Consider the following 20,849-nt stretch of genomic DNA (forward strand, 5'->3'; position numbering starts at 1 on the left):
CGGCGGGCCCGGAGGCGGCGGGCTCACCCCCGCCGGGTACGCGCCCGGCGCGCTCACCCGGCGCGGATACGGGAGCCTCCGCGCCCCCCTTCCGCCGCGTCGGCGTCGGCTTCGGCTTCACGAGGCGCGCCCTTCCACGAGCACCGCGACCCCGTCGAGGATCCTGGCGAGACCGAAGCGGAACTCCGTCTCCGGCTCGTCGGGGGTGTCCATCGCGCCCGAGTCGAGCAGGCGGGCCACCTCCGGGTACCGCTCCGGGTCGGCGAGCCGCCGCAGGGTGCGGCCATAGCGTACGAGGACGTCCCGCTGGTCTCCCCCGGCGGCGGCCAGGACGGCGTCCAGGTCGGCCAGGACGAGCGCGTCGTTTCGGACGAAGCCGCTGACCAGCAGGATCACCGAGGTCTTGGAGCCCTCGTCGAGACCGGTGCCGCCCAGGGAGGCCAGCGCCTTCTCCCACCAGGCCACCATGTGCGGGGTCGCGGGCGGGCCGGAGACCGGGAGCCTCAGCGTCCAGAGGTTGCGGTGGTAGACCTCGCGCAGCGCCCAGGCCCAGGCCTCGATGCCCGCGCGCCAGCCCGCGCCGGGCGCGGCGAGCGCGGGCGGGGCGCCGATCGCGGCCTCCTGCATGAGGACGTACAGCTCGTTCTTGGCGGAGACGTACCGGTAGAGCGACATCGTCGAGACGCCCAGCTCCTTGGCGACCCGCCCCATCGAGACGGCGGCGAGCCCCTCCGCCGAGGCGAGGGTGACGGCCGTGTCGACGATCCGGTCCAGGGTCAGGCCGGGCTTGGGGCCCTTGGAGGGACGCTCCCTGAGCCCCCAGGCCGCCTCGATGCTCGGCGGGAGGAAGGTCCCGCCGTCCGCGCCGTCCCCACGGGCCGCGCCATCTCCACGGGCGCTACCGGCACCACTGGCCGCACTGGCCGCGCTGGCATCACTGGCTGTGCCAGCACCACCGACACCGCTGGCACCGCTGACTGCGCCAGCACCACCGGCACCACCGACACTGCTGGCCCCACCCGCACCACTAGCTACGCCAGCACCACCGGCACCACTGGACCCACCAACTGCACCAGCTGCACCAGCACCCCCGCCAGCCCCGCCGACACCACCCGCGCCACCCGCACCCCCCGCGCCGTCGCCGCCCGTCCGCTGCTCGCCGTCGTTCACAACCCGTCGCCTCCCGGCACCTCGCACGCTTGACGCCCATCCTAGTAATGCGTAACCCTTACGCAGTAACGCGTAGGGCATACGCAGTACGCGTTCGGCCCTCACCCCTCAGCCCAGGGAGCAGCCATGCCTCCGGCCGTAGAAGCCGTCGGTCTCACCAAGAGCTACGGGGACGTGCGCGTCCTCGACGATCTCGACCTGCGGGTCGAGGACGGCACCGTCTTCGCCCTCCTCGGCCCCAACGGCGCCGGGAAGACCACCACCGTCCGCATCCTCGCCACCCTCGCCACGCCCGACGCCGGGCACGCGCGCGTGGCCGGGCACGATGTCGTCGCCGCGCGCTCCCGGGTCCGCCGTGCGATCAGCCTCACCGGGCAGTACGCCGCCGTCGACGAGAACCAGACCGGCGCGGAGAACCTGCGGACCGCCGCCCGGCTCTCCGGGCTCTCCCGCCCGGCGGCCACCCGCCGCACCGCCGAACTGCTCGAACGGTTCCGGCTCGCCGACGCGGGCGCCCGTCTCGTCAAGACGTACTCGGGCGGCATGCGCCGCCGTCTCGACCTGGCCGCCGGGCTCGTCCGCGACCCCGGCGCGACCCGCGTGATGTTCCTCGACGAGCCGACCACCGGGCTCGACCCGCGCAGCCGCCAGGAACTCTGGGAGGTGGTCCGCGAACTCTCCGCCACCGGGACGACCGTCTTCCTCACCACCCAGTACCTGGAGGAGGCCGACCGGCTCGCCGACCGGGTCACGGTCCTCGGCGGTGGCCGTGTCCTCGCCGAGGGCACCCCCGGGGAGCTGAAGGACCGTTACGCGGCCCACCGTCTCGACCTCGTCGCGGACGGGGACGAGAGCTATCTACGGCTCACCGCCCGCCCGCACCCCGGTCCCGTCCGCCGCGACCCCGCGACCCGGACCCTGGGCATCCCCACCGACGGCAGCGCCGCCCATGTCAGGGCGCTGCTCGACGCCTACGACCCCGAGCGCCGGGACCTCGCCCGCTTCACCCTGCACACGGCGACGCTCGACGACGTCTTCCTGAACCTCACCGCACAGACCACGCCACCCACCGGAGACCTCACCGGGACCCGCGCCGAGAGCCCCACCGGAAACCCCGCCCAGAGCCCCGCCGACCACCAGGAGCCCACCCGTGTCTGACATCCTGTCCGGCGGGTTCACCGCCGCCGGAACCCTCGCCGGACGCGGTCTGCGCCTCAGCCGCCGCAATCCGGACGCCCTCATCACTTCGTTGATGATGCCGATCATGCTGATGCTGGTCTTCGTCTACTTCTTCGGCGGAGCCATCGACACCGGCACCCGGTACGTCACCTACGTGGTCCCCGGCGTCCTCGTCCTGTGCGCCGGATTCGGCGCGGCGAGCACCGCCGTCTCCGTCAGCGAGGACATGCGGCTCGGGGTCGTCGACCGGTTCCGTACGCTCGACGTCGGCGGAACGCCGTTCCTCGCCGGGCACGTCGTCGCCGTCGTCGCCCGCAACGTGCTCTCCACCACCGTCGTCCTCGGCGTCGCCTTCCTCATCGGCTTCCGGCCCACCGCCACGCCGGCCGGCTGGTTCGCCGCGATCGGCCTGCTGCTCGCCTACATCACGGCCGTCTCCTGGCTGTCGGCGGCCGTCGGTCTGGTCGCCAGGTCGACCGAGGCGGCCGGCGCGACCACCTTCTTCATGCTGTTCCTGCCCTACCCGAGCAGCGCGTTCGTCCCGATCGAGACCATGCCGAGCTGGCTGCACGGCTTCGCCGAACACCAGCCGGTGACCCCGCTGATCGAGTCGATGCGGGGGCTGCTCCTCGACCGGCCGGTGGGCGACTCGCCCTGGATCGCGCTGGCCTGGTGCGCCGGACTGCTCACCCTCGCGGTCACCGCCTCCGGCTTCCTCTTCCGGCTCCGGTCCCGCTGAACCCCCGTACACGAGGGACCGCTCGAAGGGCCGCTCGAAGGGCCGCTCGAAGGGCCGGGCGAGGGGCCGGTCGGAGGAACGCTCGAAGGGCCGGGCGGAGGAGCGCTCAGAAGATGTCGGGCGAGAAAGGCCGGAGCGCGGTGCGGAACAGGAGGTCGGCGCGGGCCGCGGCGCCGGGCGTCGGCTCCTCCAGGTGCCCGAGCCGGGCGAGCCGTACGGCCGACTCGTCGCCGAACGCGAGCGCGCCCAGCCGGTCGACCCCGAGGACCAGATCGGCGGGGCGGTTCGTCCGGACGCAGGAGACGCCGTCCGGGGAGGCGTCCAGCAGATAGCGCCCGCCGGCGAACCCGTCGCCGTCCCCGGTCCCGTAACCGTCCCGGACATCGAGCACGAGCCGGTCCGCGACCGGATACGTACGGCTCTCCAGGACGCGGACGACGTCCAGGACCCGCACCCAGAGCATGTCCGAGTGGGTCAGGACCCCCGCGGCGCGCGGATTGGGCAGCAGCGAGGGCAGCAGGTCGTCTGGGGCGCGGTAGCCGGAGCGGATCGTCGTGATCCAGTCGATCGAGCAGAGGAACCGCCACAGGGCCCGCTCGGCGCCCGCGGTGAAGGCGATGAGGTCCCGCACCCGCACGGTGTTCAGCGGCTGCTTGTTGTCGTCCCAGCGCTCGTCGACGCCGTACGCCACGAAGCCCTCGACCTCGCCGGACTCCGCCCGGTACACCGCGTAGAACGGCTCCCGCCACGGCTCGCTCTGTACGCCGAGACCGGTGCCGACCTCCCAGCCGCGCGTGTCGCGGTGGGTGACGCCCGCGCGGACGCCCATCAGGCGCCGGTGCACCTCGGGTCCGACCTTGCGGATCTCGTCGGCGTCGGTCAGGTCGATCCGCCCGCCGTCCTCCGGGCGGCCCGAGCGGCGCGGGTCGAGCCCGGCGACCCGCAGGTCCACGCTCCACTCGGTGAGCGAACTGGCCACTCCGAAGCCGAACCGGCCGTAGATCGGGTACTCGGCGGCGATCAGGGTCGCGAGCGCGTCGCCCCGCTCCTTCGCGGCGGTCAGGTCAAGGGTCATCATCCGGCTCAGAAGACCGCGCCTGCGGTGCGTCGGGGCGACGGTGACCTGGGTGATCGCATCGGCTTCGAGGACTCCGCCGCCGACCGTGCTCACCTCCTGCCGGAAGGAACGGAAGGTGGCGACGGCCCGGCCGCTGTCGAAGCAGCCGAGCGTCCGCGTCAGGTCGACGTGCGGGAGCCGGTCGGCGACTTCCTCGTCGCTGACGACGGGCGGACGGAGGAACCCGTCCCGCAGGGCACGCAGCCAGTCGGGGTACTCCGCTTCCGTCACCGCACGCATGTCCAGGGCCATACGGCGACCCTACGTACGACCCTGGCCCGGACGCATCCGACTTTTCGCCGGTCCACACGACCGTCCACACGACCGTCCGCGTGGCCGTCCACACGACCGACCACGTGGCCGTCCACGCGGTCATCCCCGCGCACGTCCCCGCGCACGTCCACGCGCACATCCCTGCGCGCACATCCCCGCACGCGCCCCCGCGCACCGCCCGCACGCCGTCCCCATGCGGGCCCCACCAGGCCCGCCAGTCCCACCACGCCCCGCCGGACCTCGTCGGGGTCCCGCCGGGCCCCCGTTCTCAGCCCAGCAGGTCGTCGACCTGTGCCTCTCCTTCGCGGTAACGGCGGGCGATCTCCCCGCTGCACCCGTCGGCCGTCCGCTGGAGGTGCTGGCGGCGCCGGGAGATCTGCTGCTCGTACCCGGCGAGCCGGCCCATCGCCGCGTCCAGTTCGGCGTCCGTACGGGCCGTCAGGTCGGACAGCTCGACCTCCGACAGCATCTCGGACGCGAGCCGTCGGTACTCCTCGTTCCGGGGCGGCGAGAGCGTCACGTGCCGGGCCGAACTGCGGTGCCGCGAGGGCACGTCGGCGAGGATCTCGGAGAGCCGGTCGAGCACCGGCGCCTCGGGGTCGGTACGCCGCGCCAACTCGGCCCGCAGGATGTCGATCCGGCCCTGGAGCATCCGGCGCAGATAGCTCAGATCGGCCTCGTCGCTCTGAGCGTCCCGGCGCAGCGCCCGCAGCTCGGGCAGCCGCAGCGCGCCGAACTCAGGCACGGACTGTTCGGAAAGGGCGGCCTCGGCGCTCCGTTGTACGGGTGGGCGGGCGACCGGGCCGTCGACCGGTCCACCGCCCCGGGGTCCGGCGCGGAACAGCGGTACGGAACCGGACGGCGTCGGCCCGGTGCCAGGTGCACTCATGAGATTCGTTCCCCTCGACCGGTGCGGAGCGCACCGCCTGACAGGCATGGTGCCACTCCTCCCCGTACGCGCGCAGACGCCCTGCACCCGTTCGGCCCCTCCGTACCCGGGCCGCGGGCCGCTGGGTAGGTTGGGGGGCATGCGTGCGGTGGTGCAGAGGGTCGACGGCGCGAGTGTCGTCGTCGCAGGGGAGACCGTCGGTGAGATCTCCGGCGAGGGCTTGTGCGTCCTGGTCGGGGTGACCCATGACGACACTCCGGAGAAGGCTGCCCAATTGGCCAGAAAACTCTGGTCCGTCCGGGTACTGGCCGACGAGAAGTCCTGCTCGGACGTGAACGCGCCGCTCCTCGTGATCTCCCAGTTCACTCTCTACGGCGACGCCCGCAAGGGCCGCCGCCCGACGTGGAACGCGGCCGCTCCCGGGCCGGTCGCCGAACCCCTCGTCGACGAGGTCGTGCGGCAGCTGCGCGCGCTGGGCGCCCACGTGGAGACGGGCCGCTTCGGGGCGGACATGCGCGTCTCGCTCACCAACAACGGCCCGTTCACGGTCCTGGTCGAGGTCTGAGAGCCGCGCACCGGCCCCACCCCGCCCCGATCCCGTAGGTCTTACGGCCTACGGGAGACGACCTACGGGATACGGACTACGGGACATGCCCCAGGGGCTACGGCTACGGCTACGGCTACGGCTACGGCTCGACGATCGTCTCCTGCGCGGCGGCGGTCGTGCCCGCGATCAGCGGCGCGTCGACCGGCACGTTCCGCTTCACCAGGGCCAGCGCGATCGGGCCCAGCTCGTGGTGGCGCACGGCGCTCGTCACGAAGCCGAGCTGACGCCCCTCCTCGCCGTCGGCGGCGAGCCGGACCGGGGTGCCGTGCCCCGGCAGCAGGACCTCGCTGCCGTCCAGGTGCAGAAAGACCAGACGGCGCGGCGGCTTGCCGAGGTTCTGCACCCGGGCGACCGTCTCCTGCCCCCGGTAGCAGCCCTTCTGGAGGTGGACGGCGCTGCCGATGAGACCGATCTCGTGCGGGATGGTCCGGTGGTCGGTCTCGAAGCCGAGCCGGGGCCGGTGCCCCTCGACGCGCAGCGCCTCGTACGCGAGGACTCCGGCGGCGGGACCGTGCGCGGCGGCGAAGGACTCCAGGTCCGCCCGGGGCAGGAACAGATCACGCCCGTACGGGGTCTCCCGTACGGCGACGCCCTCGGGAACCTCCACGACGGAACCGGCGGGGAGGTGGACGACCGCGATGTCCTCCGTACGATCGGCGACCTCGACCCGGTAGAAGAACTTCATCGACTCCAGATAGGCGACCAGCTCCTCCCGGGTGCCCGGCTCGACGTGCGCCCACAGCGTCTCGCCGTCGTCGACGAGGTACAGGGCGTGTTCGATGTGCCCGTTCGCGGAGAGGATCAGCGCCTCGGTGGCCTGGCCGGGGGCCAGATCCGTCATGTGCTGGGTGACGAGCAGATGCAGCCAGCCCAGCCGGTCGTCGCCGGTGACGGCGAGGACGCCCCGGTGGGAGAGGTCGACGAAACCGCGCCCGTCGGCGAGGGCGCGCTGTTCTCGGAACAGGTCGCCGTAGTGCGCGGCGACACCCTCGTCGTGGCCTTCGGCCGCGACGGCGCCGGGCAGGGACAACAGGGGACTGGTCGTGGAAGGTCGCTCCATGCGAAAAGCCTACGACTCGGCGGGCACGGCCTTCGCGGCGCAGTCCCCGCATCGCCCGAAGATGGCGAAGTGCTTCATGTCGGTCTCGAAGCCGAAGGTCTCCCGGAGCTTCCCGGTGAACTCGGCGGCCACCTCGACGTCCGCCTCGATCACCCCGGAGCAGTCCCGGCAGACCAGGTGCAGATGGTGGTGCCGGTCGGCGAGGTGGTAGGTGGGAGCCCCGTGCCCCAGATGGGCGTGGCTGACCAGACCCAGCTCCTCCAGGAGCTCCAGGGTCCGGTAGACGGTGGAGATGTTCACCCCGGAGGCGGTCCTGCGCACCTCGACGAGAATGTCGTCGGGCGTCGCGTGCTCCAGCGCGTCGACGGCTTCCAGGACAAGCTGGCGCTGCGGCGTGAGCCGGTAGCCGCGCTGCCGCAGATCGCTCTTCCAGTCGGTGGTCACCACGCCCCCAGTGTAGGAGGGCACGGCCGGATCGCCCCAGGGGCTTTCGGCACCGGGGCCGCACGCGGTCCGCGCACGGCCCCTCGCGCGGTCTCTAGCGGAAGAACGCGATGCCGTCGTCCGGCAGGTCGCCGAGGTTGCGGGCCATCTCCGCGACCTCTTCCGGCGAGACGACCTTCTTCAGGTGCGCCGACATGTACGGCCGCAGCGGGACCTCGGGGGTCGCCTTCTCGCCCACCCACATGAGGTCGCCCTTGACGTAGCCGTACAGACGCTTGCCGCCGGAGTACGGGCCCGAGGCGGCCGTCCGGGCGACGGCGTCCGTCACCAGGTCGATCTGCGGCTTCTGGTCGGCCAGCTCGCCGTACCAGATCTCGACGATGCCCTGGTCGCGGACCATGACGGTCTCGACCTTGCGGTCCTTGTCGATCCGCCAGTAGCCGCTCTCGCTCTCCAGCGGACGGACCTTGTTGCCGTCCTTGTCCAGGACCCAGGAGTGCGAGTGGTACTCCAGGAAGTCCCGGCCGTCGTGGCTGAAGGTCACGGCCTGGCCGAAGTTGCACTTCTCGGCGCCGGGGAAGTCGGCGACACCCGCGCCTTCCCACGTACCGAGCAGGAACGCGAGGGGGACGAGGTCCGGGTTGAGGTCGGACGGGATCTCGATCATGAGCAGCTCTGGCGTTCTCTCGGAGTGGTTAGCGCTGGCCCTGGTACAGCTTCTTCACGGCCAGACCGGTGAAGGCGAGCACGCCGACACAGACCAGGACCAGCAGAGTTTCGAAGAAAACGATCACAGGGTGCTCCTCGACTGAGCGGTGAAGGCGGAACGGGCCGGACCCCAGCTTAGTGGGCTGGGGCCCGGCCCTCTCGGTGAGGTGGGTCTCGCGCGCGCTGCCGCTTTCCCGGAAGCCGGTTCCGCGCGCTATCCCAGCAGCTGGTTCTGGAGGACGACCGTCTGCTGGTACGGCACGGTGAGCACCTCGCCCCTGCGGGTCTGGGTGATCAGCGCGAGGGTGTCCCCCGCCTGGATGTAGGCCCAGCGGACCTGGTCGGTGCCGTAGGGCTTCTTCTCCCGGTAGGCGTACAGCCTGGTGTCCGGTACCCGGATCTTGTTCGCGAGGGCTTCCGGGACGGCTTTCTCGACGCCGTCCGGCAGCGCCACCGGGCCGTCAGCGCTGTCCGCCTGGAGGGTCTCGCTCTGGTACTGCTGCGCGTACGCGACGGAGCTGAACCGGAGCAGATGGACGCTGGTCCGGGTGCCGTCCGGGGTCGTCCACCCCCGGGCCGCGATGTGCCGCAGGGTGGAGTCGGCGAGGCTCTGCCGCAGCTCGGCGCGGCTCTCCTCGGCGTAGAGCGAGAGGTACGCCTCCGTGGACACGAAGCCGCCGTCCAGCTTCGGATCGGGGGTCGCGCCGACGGGCGCGGGCAGCAGCAGGTCGCGCACGTCGGCGTAGTGGATCTCGGCGTCGTTGGCGGCGGTGAACGGCCGTGGCCGGTCGACCGGCAGCGCCGGGAGGCTGAGCCTGGGGTACTCCCAGCGCCCGTCGCTCTCGGTCGCCAGACCGGGGACCTCGTCCCGGTCGAGCCCGGTGATCCCCAGCGCGGTCCCCGCGCCGACCCCGCCGAAGACGACGACGGCAGCCGTCCACCGCGCGACGGCCCACAGAACCCGACGGGCCCGCCGGGGGGCGGCGGGGGTCTTGGGGGTCTTGGGGGTCTCCTCGGCCTCGGAAGCCTCGGTGGTCACGGTGGTCCCCTCGGCGCCGGAAGCCTCAGCGGTCACCTCAGCCACGGTGACCTCGGTGGTCTCTGCGACCTCCACAGCCTCCCTAGCCTCGGCACTCTCTGCGACCTCGGCAGTCCCTGCGACCTCCCCCGGCTCCGTAACCCCACCCGGCCCCGTACCCCCGGCCATCGTCGGTTCCGGTGTCTTCTCTGCCGTCTGCTCGCTCATACGTACTCCCCCGGGGACTCGATGTGGCGGAGCTGTCGCTCGACGAGGGTCGCCACGGCCTGGGTGTCGAGGGGCGGGATGCCGTACGCCGAGACGTTGACCATGACCTCGCCGTCGTAGGCCGTGCAGTGCATCAGCCGGAGCTTCGGAGTCCGCCGCTCTCCGTCCTTCTCCCTGGGCTTCTCGGGCTTGGGGCCCAGGTAGCAGACGGCGTTCCGCTCGTGGTCCTTGATCTTCGGGCCCTTGTCGAGGTCCAGGAGTCCGGCGAGGCGCTTCTCGGAGTCGAAGTACGTCCGGACCGCCTTCCGGTCCTTCATCCTCAGGATCGACACCTCCGCGTGGAGGCTGCCGTCCACCCGCGCGTACGAACGGAACGCCATGCCCTGGACTCCGAGCCCGTCGACCGCCTCCTCGAAGGCGCGGCGCCCCTTGCCGTAGACGCCCTTCGCGGTCTGCTTGAAGAGGGCGGTGGCCTCCGCGGCCTCCAGCTCGGCGTCGTTGCCGTGGCCCTCGATCTCCGCGCCGAGCACATAGCCGTCCGGTACGGGCAGCAGGAGCTTGCTCAGCGGGGTGGAGGCCCGGCCCTTGTCGATGCCCGCGGCCGGGTCCTCGGGGGTGGCGGTCGCGGTGGGCTGTTCCCACACCACGGTGGGCGCCGACCGGTCGGCCCGGTCGACGGTGGTGGCGGTGTACGCGACCCCGCCACCGACGGCGCCGAGCACGACCAGGCCGGCCAGCGCGTTCTTCAGGAGGCGGCGGGTGCCGCCCCCGGACTTCTCGGTCACAGGCGCCCCAGCTGCCGCTCGGCCAGGGAACGGATCTCGTTCCCCGAGATCTTCCGTGTGTCGCTGATGAGGACGGTGACGGCGATGTCACCGCGCTGGATGAAGGCGCGGGCCTGGTAGAGGTCGAGGTAGCCGGGCTCGCGTTCCACCGGGAAGACGTAGTAGCGCCCGTGCGACGAGCCCTTCACCGGGTCTCCGATGGAGTCGGCTTCATCCTCCAGGGAGGCGTTGCGCTGCTGGTCCCGCACGTGTTCGAAGGCGCCCATCCAGGAAGCCGAGTGGTACTGGGCCAGTTCGATCCTCACCCACTTGTTCTCGCCCTCGTACCACGCGCGGGCGGCGATCCGCCGCACCTTCTGGTCGAGCTGGAACTTCAGCGCCGAGTCCGGAAGGGTGAAGGAGTTGGCGTACGCGTCCAGCGGCATCCAGCCGTCCTGGCCGTCGGCCCTGGCCCCCGGGGGCCGGGGCAGCAGCAGTTTCCGCAGGTCCCCGTCGGTCTTCGACCGCAGGTCCTCCTTGGCCGACAGCTCCTCCGCCTCCTGCCCGGCGGGCAGCGGCTTCGCCGGGTACGCGAGACCCGGCTGACTGAGGGCGGGCAGCGCGACCGGCGGACGGCCGGCCTGGACGCCGTATCCCACGGCGGTGCCGCCGACCAGCCCGAGGACGGCGGCGACGGCGATGAGCCCGGCGGTACGCAGCAGCCGGCGGCGCGGCCGGACGACGGGATCGGGCGGTGGCGCGTCCGCGGCACGGACGCTTTCTTCGGTGTGCACGAGTCCCCCCACGAGACCTGAAGCGCGAATTCCGTAACCCGCGCATCCAACTGACACGTGAGGGGCGCCTGGGGTTGTAGGGCCTCGCATTACAGTTCGGCTATGGCGAAGAAGCTCGTGATCAAGGTGACCGCGGGGGCCGATGCCCCCGAACGCTGCTCCCAGGCCTTCACGGTGGCCGCCGTGGCCGTGGCCAGCGGGGTGGAGGTCTCGCTCTGGCTGACCGGCGAGTCCTCGTGGTTCGCGCTTCCGGGCCGGGCCGCCGAGTTCGCGCTGCCGCACGCCGCGCCGCTGCCGGACCTGCTCGACTCGGTGCTCGCGGGCGGGCGGATCACCCTCTGCACACAGTGCGCGACCCGGCGCGAGATCACCGAGGACGACGTCCTGAAGGGCGTCCGGATCGCCGGCGCCCAGGTCTTCGTCCAGGAGGCCATGGCCGACGGCACGCAGGCGCTCGTCTACTAGGCCGGGACTGCTCCTCTACTGGGCCGGGACTACTCCTCGGGGTCGCGTCCCCGGCGCTTCCTGCCGTCGAGTTCGTCCCACCACTCGTCCGACTTCGGGTCGCCCGAGGGATCGTCCCACCAGCGGTCCTCGGGCCCCCGCCGGTTCGCGACCATCGCGGCGACCGGCGGGATGACCATGGCGACCACGCACATGCCGATGGCCGCCGGCATGGAGAAGAGCCGCACGACGGCCCAGGCGCCCACGAAGAGGACCAGGCAGGCACCCATCATCCAGAAGTAGACGTGCCGACGGCGTGCGTACACACCTTCAGGGTACGACCGAAGGGCCGTGCCTCAAGTCCTGGAAATGGCGTCCAACCCCCCAGGAGGCACGGCCCTTCGGCCGGTTCTGTGTCGCGGATCAGACCGCGATGGCGACCTCCGCGAGGCCACCCTTCTCCGCCACGACCTGACGGTCGGCGGTGCCGCCGGGCACCAGGGCGCGGACGGTCCACGTGCCCTCGGCCGCGTAGAAACGGAACTGGCCGGTGGCGGAGGTCGGGACCTCGGCCGTGAACTCGCCCGTCGAGTCCAGGAGGCGGACGTAACCGGTGACGGGCTGGCCGTCCTTGGTCACGAAGCCCTGGATGGTGGTCTCACCAGGCTTGATCGTCGAGGCGTCGGGGCCGCCGGGCTGCGCTCCACACATGTCGTTCTGTCCTTACGTCGAGGGGTCCGGAGGTCCGGGAGATTACTTGGCGGCGCCGAGCTCGATCGGCACACCGACGAGGGAGCCGTACTCGGTCCAGGAACCGTCGTAGTTGGTGACGTTCGGGACCTCAAGCAGCTCGTGCAGGACGAACCAGGTCAGCGCGGAGCGCTCACCGATGCGGCAGTAGGCGATGGTGTCCTTCGCCAGGTCGACCTGCTCGGCCTCGTAGAGGGCCTTGAGCTCGTCGTCCGACTTGAAGGTGCCGTCGTCGTTGGCGTTCTTCGACCACGGGATGTTGCGGGCGCTCGGCACGTGGCCGGGGCGCTGCGACTGCTCCTGCGGGAGGTGGGCCGGGGCCAGCAGCTTGCCGGAGAACTCGTCGGGCGACCGGACGTCGACCAGGTTCTGGGTGCCGATCGCGGCCACGACGTCGTCGCGGAAGGCGCGGATCGAGCTGTCCTGCGGCTTGGCCTTGTACTCGGTGACGGGGCGGACCGGCACGGCGGAGCCGTCGACCAGGTCACGGGAGTCCAGCTCCCACTTCTTGCGGCCGCCGTCGAGGAGCTTCACGTCCTGGTGGCCGTAGAGCTTGAAGTACCAGTAGGCGTAGGAGGCGAACCAGTTGTTGTTGCCGCCGTAGAGGACGACCGTGGTGTCGTTCGCGATGCCCTTGGCCGAGAGGAGCTTCTCGAAGCCCTCCTGGTCGATGAAGTCGCGGCGCACCGGGTCCTGGAGGTCCTGGGTCCAGTCGATCCGGATGGCGTTGCGGATGTGGTTCTTCTCGTAGGCCGAGGTGTCCTCGTCGACCTCGACGAGGGCGACCTGCGGGTTGTCGAGGTTGGCCTCGACCCAGTCCGCGTCGACCAGGACGTCGCTGCGAGCCATGTTCGTTCTCCTCCGGGGCAGTGTGCGGCGGTGTGGTGCGGGTGTGCCTGCGGTACGCGGCGTCGCGTCGGTGTTTCGGGACGTGCCTAACGGGCTTGCGTACGGCTGCACAGGGCGGCCCCGACCTTGGTCGGAGGGCCCGGGGAATACGGGAGTGGTGCGTCCCGCTCAGACGGAGCGACAGAGCATGGCGGCGACGCGGCACAGGTCTACTGCCCGCCGCTTCGTGAGATCCGCCTGTCGCTTCATGCCCTCGATCGTAGGGACGGACAGGTGGCCGTGTCACCGGCATGTCATATCGTGAGACACGATCGACCGGTATGTGGGATGCGACCGAGGCGCGGATCACCTCCGGACACCTCCGTACCGAGGAGTCCGGTTCACTTTCTACGGATCGGACAGCACTGTCTCAGCATGTGATCCATCAGGGCGTGGACCGGCCACCGGACGGCGGGAAACCGTCCCCCGGGCGACGGGAGACCGCCTGCCGGGCGACGGGAGCCGTGGCGCTCCCGCCCTTCCGGTGCGAGCGCCGCTCCCCCAGGCGACGGGAGGCCGTCCGCCGGGCGGGTCAGCCCACCAGCCGCAGATCCCGGCCGGTCACCGTGATGGCCAGGCCCTCCGGACGGGGCTCGACCGCCTCCACCTTCATCCCGGCTATCGCGCCGATCGGGCGCTCGAAGTCGGTGCGCTCCCGGACCAGGTCCTCCACGCCCGGGATGCCCTCGCCGGGCACCTCGTCGGCGCGGACCTTGATCGTGTCCCCGTTCACCACGGTCACCGTGGAGACGACCGTGCGGGTCAGGGAGCGGCCCATGACCTCCACGCTGCCGGTGACCTTCACCTTGCCGTTCCCGCCGTAGGCGACGGTGGCCCCCCGCTCGGAGGCGGCCGTGAGGTCCGCGTACGAGACGAGGGCGGAGCCGCTCGCGGAACCCGCCCGCGCGCCCGAGAAGTCACCGGTCACGGTCACGTCCCGCAGCGCCACGGTCAGCTCGCCGACCCTGAGACGCCGCTCGCCCGCCGTCGTCTGTATGCCGGTCGCCTTCACCTCGACCTCGTCGAACCGCTTCCCCGCGACCTGGGTGAGGAAGGGGAAGCCCTTGATGTCGACGTCCAGGGATTCCGTGGTCGCGCCGGAGAGCTTCACCCGGCCGGCCGCCTCCGACTCGGCGAACGACACGGCCAGCCGGTCGATCCCCACCAGGACCCCGCCCAGCACGATCGCCAAGATCAACAGAATCCGCAGTGCTCGCATGGGTAGCGCGTCCCCCCGGTTGGAATGGAAAACGGAATGATTCCGGCCCCCCGACACGAGGATCGACGTGCCGGAAGGCCGGTTGGTTCCCCCGCCGGGCCCGGCTCAGGGCCCGGTCAGGGTTGTCTCAGGGGCGCCTCAGGGGCGCTGGAGGGGCGCTTGGGACGCCCCACGGGATCAGGTCAGGACCCGGCCGAGCAGATACACGGCGGGCGCGGCGGCGGCCAGCGGCAGCGCGACCCCGGCCGTCATGTGGACGAAGCGCGACGGGTAGTCGTAGCTCGCCGCCCGCAGGCCGACCAGGGCGCAGACCCCGGCCCCGAGGCCGAGGAGCGCACCGGAGGAGCCCAGGTCGGTGAGGCCCCCGGCCACGAAGCCTGCGCCTGCCGAGGCGAGCAGCGCGGCGACCGCCGAGACGGCGCCGGGCAGCGGCAGCGCCCGGACGAGGACGGTGGCGGCCACCGCGATCCCGCCGACGACCACCGCGTCCGGGTCGGCGCCGAGGTGTCCGGTGGCGGCGACGGTGAGCGCGGCCGAGGCGACCGTGGCCATCAGGCCGTACATGCGCTCGTCCGGATCGGCGTGGCTGCGCAGCTGGAGCACGAGGCAGAGCAGCACCCAGGCGCCGAGGGTGCCCAGGATCGCGGCGGCGGCGTTCTCCCGGCCGACGGCGAGCAGGGCCGCGTCGGCGACCAGACCGCCCGCGAAGGCCAGTGCGATGCCCTGCCGGGCGGGCCACATCCCGTTGAGCCGGAACCAGCCGGCGGCGGTGAGGCCCTGGAGCAGGACGAGCGGGACGAGCAGCCCGTACGCGCCGAGCGCGGCGCCCCCGGCGAGCAGCAGGCCGAGGACGGCGGTCAGCGCGGCGGGCCGCATGCCGGGATCGATGATCGGCGACCTTCCCTCGGCCCGCGCCCGCTGGGCGTCGGTGATCCGGGTGTTCCCCGAGGTGGTCGGCGAGGACCAGGCGGGACCGCCGTCCTCGACCGCCGCGCCGTCACCCGGGGCGGGGGCGGCCGGTCCTGCGACGGACCCGGGCCCCACCGGCTCCGGAGCCGCGGGGGCCGCCGTCTGCTCCGGGTGGTAGGCGACGGGGGCGCCGTGGGAGGGCTGGGCGGCGTAGGGGGCCTGGGCGGCGGCGGGGAGCGGGGAGCCGTAGGGGCCCTGAGTGCCGGGGGCTCCCTGAGTGCCGGGGGCTCCGTGCGTGGGCTGAGCGCCGCCGTACGTCGCCTGCGCTCCGGGCGCCGCCTGCGCGGGATGCGTCAGGTGCGGGGGCTGCGCGGGCTGTGACGGGTGGGACGAGTGGGACGGCTGTGCAGACTGCGACGGCTGCTGCACGCCGTACGGGTCCTGCCCGCCGTACGCGTGACCACCGTGCGACCCGCCCCCGTACGACTGCTCTCCGTACGACGGCTGGCCCCCGTACGACAGCCGATCCCCGTAGGAAGGCTGGGCACCCTGGGACGGCTGGTCCCCGTAAGGGGGCTGAGCACCCTGGGACGGCTGAGCACCGTGCGGCGGCTGACCGCCGTAGGAAGCCTGGGCGCCCTGTGACGGCTGGGCACCAGGAAACGGCTGGGCACCCTGCGCCGGCTGCCCCCCGTACGCCTGCTGTCCTCCGTACGGTGCCTGCTCCCCGTACGGTGCCTGCTCCCCGTACCCCGGCTGTCCCCCGTACCCCGGCTGCCCTCCGTACGACGGCTGTCCCCCGTACGGCGGCGGGTACGTCTGGGGAGCGGGGGCCGGGGGCTGCGGTACGCCCGCGTGGCCGGGGGTGTCCGGCTGGGCCTGGCCGGGCCTGTCGTGCGAGACGGCGGGCTGGTACTGGGTGTCCCAGGTCTGGCCCTCCCACGTCTGCGCGACGTCGGCGGCCTCCGGCTCCGGTCCCCGGGGCTGCCCGTTCGCGTACGGGTCGTACGGCCGGCCACCGTGGTACTGGTCGTTGCTCATGCTGTGGGGTTCACCCTCCTGCGAACGGGGGGAGCACCTCGACCGTGCCGCCCTCGGCAAGCCGTACCGTCTCATGGCTCCGGGTTCCGACGGGGTCGCCGTCGACGAGGAACGAGCACCGTGTCAGGACCCTGACCAGCTCGCCCGGGTGTTTCGCGCGGACCGCGTCGAGGGCCTCCGCCAGGTGCTCGGCGGCGTACGGCTCCTCCGCGACGCCCGCCGCCGCCTTGGCCGCGGCCCAGTAGCGGATGGTTCCCGCTGCCATAGCGGCGCTCCCTTCGGTCGTGTGCGCGCCGCACCCATCATGGGCTATGCGCGCGTGAGCCAGTCTCCGAGGCGGGCCAACAGGCCGTCGTCCGCCGCGTTCTCGGCGTGCCCCATGCCCCGTTCGAGCCACAGCTCCGCGTCCCCCGCCCCGGCGAGCATCCTCGGGTGGTCGAGCGGGAAGTACGGGTCCCGGTCGCCGTGCACGATCAGCAGCGGTGTCGGCGCGATGAGCGGCACCGCGCGGACCGGGGGAAGCGGCTCGGGGTCCCAGCCCCCGCTGTCGATACGGGTGCCCAGCCCGTACCGCCCGACGAGCCGGCCCGCCGGGCGGGTGACCACCCAGTGGAGGCGGCGCATCGGGGCCGTGCCCCGGTAGTACCAGCGGGCGGGCGCCGAGACGGCGGCCACTCGGTCGGCCCGGCCTTCGGAGTCCCGGTCGAGCGCCGCGTGGCGCAGGACCACGGAGCCGCCCATGGAGAAGCCGACCGTCGCCACGCGCGCGTGACCGAGTTCACGGGCCCAGCGGACGGCGGCGGACAGGTCGTGGACCTCCCGGTCGCCGACGGTGCAGCGGCCCCCGGAGCCGCCGTGGCCCCGGAAGGAGAAGGTCACGACGGCGGCGGCGCCGCGCTCGGCGAAGGCGCGGGCGGCGCGCCGGACGGCGGGTCGCCCGGCCGAGCCGGTGAACCCGTGCGCGACGACGACGGCCGTATCGGTGACACTGGCGGGAGACGGTTCGTAAAACGCCTCGATCCGGACATCGTCATCCGTGTGCAACATGGCCTGTCGTGAGCCGGAAGTGATCGGAAAGACATCACTCACAGGAAATCCGCTCTCTTCCCTCGGAACCCATGTGGGCTATTGTGCTGGGCGGAGGATCCGGGCGAAGCAGCCCCCGGGTCCTTTTGCGTTTTCCGACCGTTGTTACGGACGGGTGAACGAAAGCTCTCAGGGCGCGAGAGCGGCAGGGATCCGTACGGAACGAAGGAAGTACGAAGCAGTGCCGCGTCCTCGCAGGCAGGGACCGAGGAGGAACCGAGTGATGCCCGAGCGAACGAAGCACCACCAACCCTTGGCGGGAGGGGTCCGATGAGCTCTCTGCTGCTCCTGACCAACTCCCTCCAGCCTTCCGCCGAGGTGCTGCCCGCCCTCGGTCTGCTGCTGCACAACGTCCGGGTCGCCCCGGCGGAGGGCCCCGCCCTCGTGGACACCCCCGGCGCGGATGTGGTCCTCGTCGACGGGCGGCGCGACCTCCCGCAGGTGCGTTCCCTCTGCCAGCTGCTGCGCTCCACCGGGCTCGGCTGTCCGCTGCTCCTCGTCGTCACCGAGGGCGGTCTCGCCGCCGTCACCGCCGACTGGGGCATCGACGACGTCCTCCTGGACACGGCGGGTCCCGCCGAGGTCGAGGCGCGGCTGCGGCTCGCGACGGGCCGTCGGCAGATCGCCGCGGACGACTCCCCGATGGAGATCCGCAACGGCGATCTGTCGGTCGACGAGGCGACGTACAGCGCCCGGCTCAAGGGCCGGGTCCTCGACCTGACGTTCAAGGAGTTCGAGCTCCTGAAGTACCTCGCCCAGCACCCCGGGCGGGTGTTCACGCGCGCGCAGCTCCTCCAGGAGGTGTGGGGGTACGACTACTTCGGCGGCACCCGGACGGTCGACGTCCACGTACGGCGACTGCGGGCCAAACTGGGTCCTGAGCACGAGTCGCTCATCGGGACCGTCCGCAACGTCGGCTACCGCTTCGTGACCCCGGAGAAGGCCGAGAGAGTCCCCGACGAGGCACGTTCCCCGGGCGGGACCCGGGCCGCCGCACGAGCCCGGAGGGATGCCGCCGTCAAGAACGACGCGGCCGGTGGCACCCGTTCGGAGGACAGGAACGTGGCGGACGCCACAGTGCGACCAGCCGGTAGGTAGATCCCCCCGCGTAGACTGCCGCGCGTGGCCAAGGTGACGCGGGATGACGTAGCTCGACTGGCGGGAACTTCGACCGCGGTCGTGAGCTACGTGATCAACAACGGACCCCGGCCGGTCGCCCCGGCCACGCGCGAGCGTGTCCTCGCCGCGATCAAGGAGCTGGGCTACCGGCCCGACCGGGTCGCCCAGGCGATGGCCTCACGGCGCACCGACCTCATAGGCATGATCGTCCCGGACGCGCGGCAGCCGTTCTTCGCGGAGATGGCGCACGCGGTCGAGCAGGCCGCCGCCGAGCGCGGGAAGATGGTCCTCGTCGGGAACTCCGACTACCGGACCGAGCGCGAGATCCACTATCTGCGTGCCTTCCTCGGGATGCGGGTCTCCGGTCTGATCCTGGTGAGCCAGGGCATGAACGAGCAGGCCGCGAGCGAGATCGAGGCCTGGGACGCGCGCGTGGTGCTGCTGCACGAGCGGCCCGAGGCGATCGACGACGTGGCCGTGGTCACCGACGACATCGGCGGCGCCCAGCTCGCCACCCGGCACCTCCTGGAGCACGGGCACCCGTACGTGGCGTGCCTCGGCGGCGTGCCGACCACCCCGGCCATAGGCGACCCGGTCGCCGACCACGTCGAGGGCTGGCGGCGGGCCATGCTGGAGGCGGGCCGCTCGGTCGAGGGCCGCCTCTTCGAGGCCCCGTACAACCGTTACGACGCCTACCGCATCGCCCTGGAGCTGCTCGCCGGTCCCGACCGGCCGCCGGCCATCTTCTGCTCCACCGACGACCAGGCGTTCGGCGTGCTCAGGGCCGCCCGCGAACTGCGCATCGAGGTGCCGACGGAGCTGGCGGTGGCGGGCTTCGACAACGTGAAGGAGGCGGCGCTCACCGATCCGCCGCTGACGACCGTCCACTCGGACCGCCCGGCGATGGCCCGCGCCGCCGTCGACCTGGTCCTCGACGACTCGATCCGGGTGTCGGGCTCGCGCCGCGAGCGCGTACGGCTCTTCCCCTCGGCGCTGATCGTCCGCCGCTCCTGCGGCTGCGACGGCGACTGAGCCTCCCCACCGCGCCCCCGCCGGGCCCTTCCCCGCGAAGGGCCCGTCCCGGTGCCGCGCGAAGGCCGCACAAGCATCACCGGGAAGACCGGTACAAGGTCCGTCTGGAAGACCGGCGCAAGGTCCGCCGGGAAGCCCCGTACACGGTCCGCCGGGAAGCCCCGTACAAGCATCGGCGGGAAGGCCCGTACAAGGTCCGCGCGGACTTTATATCGGGCATACGCCCTTCTGTCGGGCTTCTCAGCCGGTCCTCAGACGGCTCTCATCTACGGATCCGAGAGTCATAGGCATGACGGACTTCCCGGAACAGCAGCCGCAGCACCCTTCGTATCCGCCGCGCCCGCCGTACGACCCGGCGCAGCCGATCACCACCGGACCCGGCACCACGGTCTGGCCCTCCGGCGGTCCCGTACCGCCGTCCGGACCCGCCGCGCCGACCGCCGCCGCCCACTCCCCCGCCCCGCACCGCAGGTCCCGGCGCGGTGTCGGTCTGCTGGCCGCCGTGGCCATCGCCGCCGCCGTGGTCGGCGGCGGCACCGCCACCCTCGTCGGGCGCCTGGCCGCCGGCACTCCCGTGGCCGCCGCGCCCGCCGCCGTCTCCGGCACCAACGTCTCCTCCGGCACCAACGGCACCGTCGCCGGGGTCGCGCAGGCCGTCTCGCCCTCCATCGTGGAGATCTCCGCCTCCTCGAACTCCGGGCAGTCCACCGGCTCGGGCGTGATCATCACCGCCGACGGCGAGATCGTCACCAACAACCATGTGATCTCCGGCGCCTCCGAGATCACCGTCCGGCTCGCCGACGGCAGCTCCTACCCCGCCTCGATCGTCGGCACCGACCCCGCCAAGGACCTGGCCCTGATCAAGCTGAAGGGCGCCTCCGGCCTCAAGACGGCCACCCTCGGCGACTCCAAGGGCCTGCGGGTCGGCGACCAGGTCGTCGCCATCGGCTCGCCCGAGGGCCTGACCGGCACGGTCACCAGCGGCATCGTCTCCGCGCTCGACCGGGACGTGACCGTCGCCAAGGACGAGGGCGGACAGCAGGAACAGCAGCAGCAGTTCGACCCGCGCCAGGCGTGGCCGTTCGAGTTCGGCGGGCAGCGGTTCAACGGCGACACCGGCTCGTCGAAGACCACGTACAAGGCGATCCAGACCGACGCCTCGCTCAATCCGGGGAATTCCGGCGGCGCGCTCATCGATATGAACGGCGAGATCATCGGAATCAATTCCGCCATGTATTCGCCCAGTTCTCCGGGTGGTTCCGGGGCCGGAAGCATCGGTCTCGGATTCGCGATCCCGGTCGACACGGTGAAGGCCGATCTGGCCACCCTGCGCGCGGGCGGCGGCAGCTGACCGCCGATCCGGCCGCATGC

24 protein-coding genes are annotated in these 20,849 nt (G+C 72.2%); 7 read left to right on the forward strand and 17 right to left on the reverse strand.

Features of this window, described 5'->3' with window-relative positions; genetic code table 11:
* Positions 1-117 precede the first annotated feature (117 nt).
* Positions 118-1,170: a TetR/AcrR family transcriptional regulator gene (locus BU197_RS29780; protein WP_411158555.1), complete on the reverse strand. Its 1,053-nt coding sequence runs from the start codon at positions 1,168-1,170 to the stop codon at positions 118-120.
* Between the two features lie 126 nt (positions 1,171-1,296).
* Between BU197_RS29780 and BU197_RS29785 the strand changes: the two genes are divergently transcribed.
* Both BU197_RS29785 and BU197_RS29790 read left to right on the forward strand, forming a co-directional pair.
* Positions 1,297-2,328 (forward strand): ABC transporter ATP-binding protein, encoded by a 1,032-nt coding sequence (locus BU197_RS29785; protein WP_188271428.1) that lies wholly within the window; start codon positions 1,297-1,299, stop codon positions 2,326-2,328.
* Positions 2,321-3,088, forward strand: coding sequence for an ABC transporter permease (locus BU197_RS29790; RefSeq protein ID WP_317452251.1), 768 nt, complete (start codon positions 2,321-2,323; stop codon positions 3,086-3,088). Before BU197_RS29785 ends, BU197_RS29790 begins: the two co-directional genes overlap by 8 nt.
* A 106-nt stretch (positions 3,089-3,194) precedes the next feature.
* Here BU197_RS29790 and BU197_RS29795 read toward each other — a convergent pair whose 3' ends face one another.
* On the reverse strand, positions 3,195-4,457 hold the full coding sequence (locus BU197_RS29795; RefSeq protein WP_188271429.1) for a GNAT family N-acetyltransferase: 1,263 nt from the start codon (positions 4,455-4,457) through the stop codon (positions 3,195-3,197).
* A gap of 289 nt (positions 4,458-4,746) precedes the next feature.
* Positions 4,747-5,367 carry an ABC transporter substrate-binding protein gene (locus BU197_RS29800; RefSeq protein WP_188271430.1) on the reverse strand — a complete coding sequence of 207 codons (621 nt, stop codon included), beginning with the start codon at positions 5,365-5,367 and terminating at the stop codon, positions 4,747-4,749.
* 139 nt (positions 5,368-5,506) lie between these two features.
* On the opposite strand from BU197_RS29800, the gene dtd reads away from it, so the two are divergent.
* Complete coding sequence (dtd, locus tag BU197_RS29805; protein WP_188271431.1) at positions 5,507-5,932, forward strand: D-aminoacyl-tRNA deacylase; 426 nt, start codon at positions 5,507-5,509, stop codon at positions 5,930-5,932.
* Positions 5,933-6,053: 121 nt separating this feature from the next.
* Here dtd and BU197_RS29810 read toward each other — a convergent pair whose 3' ends face one another.
* The 6 genes from BU197_RS29810 to BU197_RS29835 form a co-directional block, all read right to left on the reverse strand.
* Positions 6,054-7,034 (reverse strand): YgfZ/GcvT domain-containing protein, encoded by a 981-nt coding sequence (locus BU197_RS29810; protein WP_188271432.1) that lies wholly within the window; start codon positions 7,032-7,034, stop codon positions 6,054-6,056.
* A 9-nt stretch (positions 7,035-7,043) separates the two neighbouring features.
* Positions 7,044-7,481 (reverse strand): Fur family transcriptional regulator, encoded by a 438-nt coding sequence (locus tag BU197_RS29815; protein ID WP_188271433.1) that lies wholly within the window; start codon positions 7,479-7,481, stop codon positions 7,044-7,046.
* Between the two features lie 91 nt (positions 7,482-7,572).
* Positions 7,573-8,145: an FABP family protein gene (locus BU197_RS29820; RefSeq protein ID WP_188271434.1), complete on the reverse strand. Its 573-nt coding sequence runs from the start codon at positions 8,143-8,145 to the stop codon at positions 7,573-7,575.
* A gap of 255 nt (positions 8,146-8,400) precedes the next feature.
* Positions 8,401-9,261, reverse strand: a complete 861-nt coding sequence (locus tag BU197_RS29825; RefSeq protein ID WP_223183586.1) for a hypothetical protein — start codon at positions 9,259-9,261, stop codon at positions 8,401-8,403.
* Positions 9,262-9,428: 167 nt separating this feature from the next.
* Complete coding sequence (locus BU197_RS29830; protein ID WP_188271435.1) at positions 9,429-10,217, reverse strand: hypothetical protein; 789 nt, start codon at positions 10,215-10,217, stop codon at positions 9,429-9,431.
* Positions 10,214-10,990 carry a hypothetical protein gene (locus BU197_RS29835; RefSeq protein ID WP_317452252.1) on the reverse strand — a complete coding sequence of 259 codons (777 nt, stop codon included), beginning with the start codon at positions 10,988-10,990 and terminating at the stop codon, positions 10,214-10,216. Before BU197_RS29835 ends, BU197_RS29830 begins: the two co-directional genes overlap by 4 nt.
* Positions 10,991-11,092: 102 nt before the next feature.
* Here BU197_RS29835 and BU197_RS29840 point away from each other — a divergent pair, with 102 nt between their 5' ends.
* A complete protein-coding gene (locus BU197_RS29840; protein ID WP_188271437.1) occupies positions 11,093-11,455 on the forward strand; it encodes a DsrE family protein in 363 nt (120 codons plus the stop codon).
* 29 nt (positions 11,456-11,484) lie between these two features.
* On the opposite strand, the gene BU197_RS29845 is transcribed toward BU197_RS29840, so the two are convergent.
* From BU197_RS29845 to BU197_RS29875, 8 genes are all read right to left on the reverse strand, one after another.
* A complete protein-coding gene (locus tag BU197_RS29845; RefSeq protein WP_188271438.1) occupies positions 11,485-11,760 on the reverse strand; it encodes a DUF3099 domain-containing protein in 276 nt (91 codons plus the stop codon).
* A gap of 97 nt (positions 11,761-11,857) precedes the next feature.
* On the reverse strand, positions 11,858-12,145 hold the full coding sequence (locus tag BU197_RS29850; RefSeq protein WP_188271439.1) for a DUF1416 domain-containing protein: 288 nt from the start codon (positions 12,143-12,145) through the stop codon (positions 11,858-11,860).
* Positions 12,146-12,187: 42 nt separating this feature from the next.
* Positions 12,188-13,033, reverse strand: a complete 846-nt coding sequence (locus tag BU197_RS29855) for a sulfurtransferase (protein WP_188271440.1) — start codon at positions 13,031-13,033, stop codon at positions 12,188-12,190.
* A gap of 168 nt (positions 13,034-13,201) precedes the next feature.
* A complete protein-coding gene (locus BU197_RS31550; RefSeq protein ID WP_350497993.1) occupies positions 13,202-13,282 on the reverse strand; it encodes a putative leader peptide in 81 nt (26 codons plus the stop codon).
* Positions 13,283-13,604: 322 nt separating this feature from the next.
* Positions 13,605-14,291: a DUF2993 domain-containing protein gene (locus tag BU197_RS29860; protein ID WP_188271441.1), complete on the reverse strand. Its 687-nt coding sequence runs from the start codon at positions 14,289-14,291 to the stop codon at positions 13,605-13,607.
* Between the two features lie 177 nt (positions 14,292-14,468).
* The gene (locus BU197_RS29865; RefSeq protein WP_317452256.1) at positions 14,469-15,722 is read right to left on the reverse strand and encodes a hypothetical protein; all 1,254 of its coding nucleotides are present in this window, start codon (positions 15,720-15,722) and stop codon (positions 14,469-14,471) included.
* A 529-nt stretch (positions 15,723-16,251) separates the two neighbouring features.
* Positions 16,252-16,506, reverse strand: coding sequence for a MoaD/ThiS family protein (locus BU197_RS29870; protein WP_188271443.1), 255 nt, complete (start codon positions 16,504-16,506; stop codon positions 16,252-16,254).
* Between the two features lie 44 nt (positions 16,507-16,550).
* Positions 16,551-17,288 (reverse strand): alpha/beta hydrolase, encoded by a 738-nt coding sequence (locus BU197_RS29875; RefSeq protein WP_188271444.1) that lies wholly within the window; start codon positions 17,286-17,288, stop codon positions 16,551-16,553.
* A 309-nt stretch (positions 17,289-17,597) separates the two neighbouring features.
* Here BU197_RS29875 and BU197_RS29880 point away from each other — a divergent pair, with 309 nt between their 5' ends.
* The 3 genes from BU197_RS29880 (at position 17,598) to BU197_RS29890 (ending at position 20,829) form a co-directional block, all read left to right on the forward strand.
* Complete coding sequence (locus BU197_RS29880) at positions 17,598-18,425, forward strand: winged-helix domain-containing protein (protein WP_188271445.1); 828 nt, start codon at positions 17,598-17,600, stop codon at positions 18,423-18,425.
* Positions 18,426-18,449: 24 nt separating this feature from the next.
* Positions 18,450-19,478, forward strand: coding sequence for a LacI family DNA-binding transcriptional regulator (locus BU197_RS29885; RefSeq protein ID WP_188271446.1), 1,029 nt, complete (start codon positions 18,450-18,452; stop codon positions 19,476-19,478).
* A 289-nt stretch (positions 19,479-19,767) separates the two neighbouring features.
* Positions 19,768-20,829 (forward strand): S1C family serine protease, encoded by a 1,062-nt coding sequence (locus BU197_RS29890; protein WP_188271447.1) that lies wholly within the window; start codon positions 19,768-19,770, stop codon positions 20,827-20,829.
* Positions 20,830-20,849: the final 20 nt, after the last annotated feature.

This window comes from Streptomyces sp. CBMA291, assembly GCF_014596525.1.
Taxonomy (GTDB): domain Bacteria; phylum Actinomycetota; class Actinomycetes; order Streptomycetales; family Streptomycetaceae; genus Streptomyces.

Coding starts and splice junctions, on each gene's coding strand:
- BU197_RS29785 (WP_188271428.1), top strand. CDS start 1,297: ATGCCTCCGGCCGTAGAAGCCGTCGGTCTCACCAAGAGCTACGGGGAC.
- BU197_RS29795 (WP_188271429.1), bottom strand. CDS start 4,457: ATGGCCCTGGACATGCGTGCGGTGACGGAAGCGGAGTACCCCGACTGG.
- BU197_RS29800 (WP_188271430.1), bottom strand. CDS start 5,367: ATGAGTGCACCTGGCACCGGGCCGACGCCGTCCGGTTCCGTACCGCTG.
- dtd (WP_188271431.1), top strand. CDS start 5,507: ATGCGTGCGGTGGTGCAGAGGGTCGACGGCGCGAGTGTCGTCGTCGCA.
- BU197_RS29810 (WP_188271432.1), bottom strand. CDS start 7,034: ATGGAGCGACCTTCCACGACCAGTCCCCTGTTGTCCCTGCCCGGCGCC.
- BU197_RS29820 (WP_188271434.1), bottom strand. CDS start 8,145: ATGATCGAGATCCCGTCCGACCTCAACCCGGACCTCGTCCCCCTCGCG.
- BU197_RS29840 (WP_188271437.1), top strand. CDS start 11,093: ATGGCGAAGAAGCTCGTGATCAAGGTGACCGCGGGGGCCGATGCCCCC.
- BU197_RS29850 (WP_188271439.1), bottom strand. CDS start 12,145: ATGTGTGGAGCGCAGCCCGGCGGCCCCGACGCCTCGACGATCAAGCCT.
- BU197_RS29855 (WP_188271440.1), bottom strand. CDS start 13,033: ATGGCTCGCAGCGACGTCCTGGTCGACGCGGACTGGGTCGAGGCCAAC.
- BU197_RS31550 (WP_350497993.1), bottom strand. CDS start 13,282: ATGAAGCGACAGGCGGATCTCACGAAGCGGCGGGCAGTAGACCTGTGC.
- BU197_RS29860 (WP_188271441.1), bottom strand. CDS start 14,291: ATGCGAGCACTGCGGATTCTGTTGATCTTGGCGATCGTGCTGGGCGGG.
- BU197_RS29870 (WP_188271443.1), bottom strand. CDS start 16,506: ATGGCAGCGGGAACCATCCGCTACTGGGCCGCGGCCAAGGCGGCGGCG.
- BU197_RS29875 (WP_188271444.1), bottom strand. CDS start 17,288: ATGTTGCACACGGATGACGATGTCCGGATCGAGGCGTTTTACGAACCG.
- BU197_RS29880 (WP_188271445.1), top strand. CDS start 17,598: ATGAGCTCTCTGCTGCTCCTGACCAACTCCCTCCAGCCTTCCGCCGAG.
- BU197_RS29890 (WP_188271447.1), top strand. CDS start 19,768: ATGACGGACTTCCCGGAACAGCAGCCGCAGCACCCTTCGTATCCGCCG.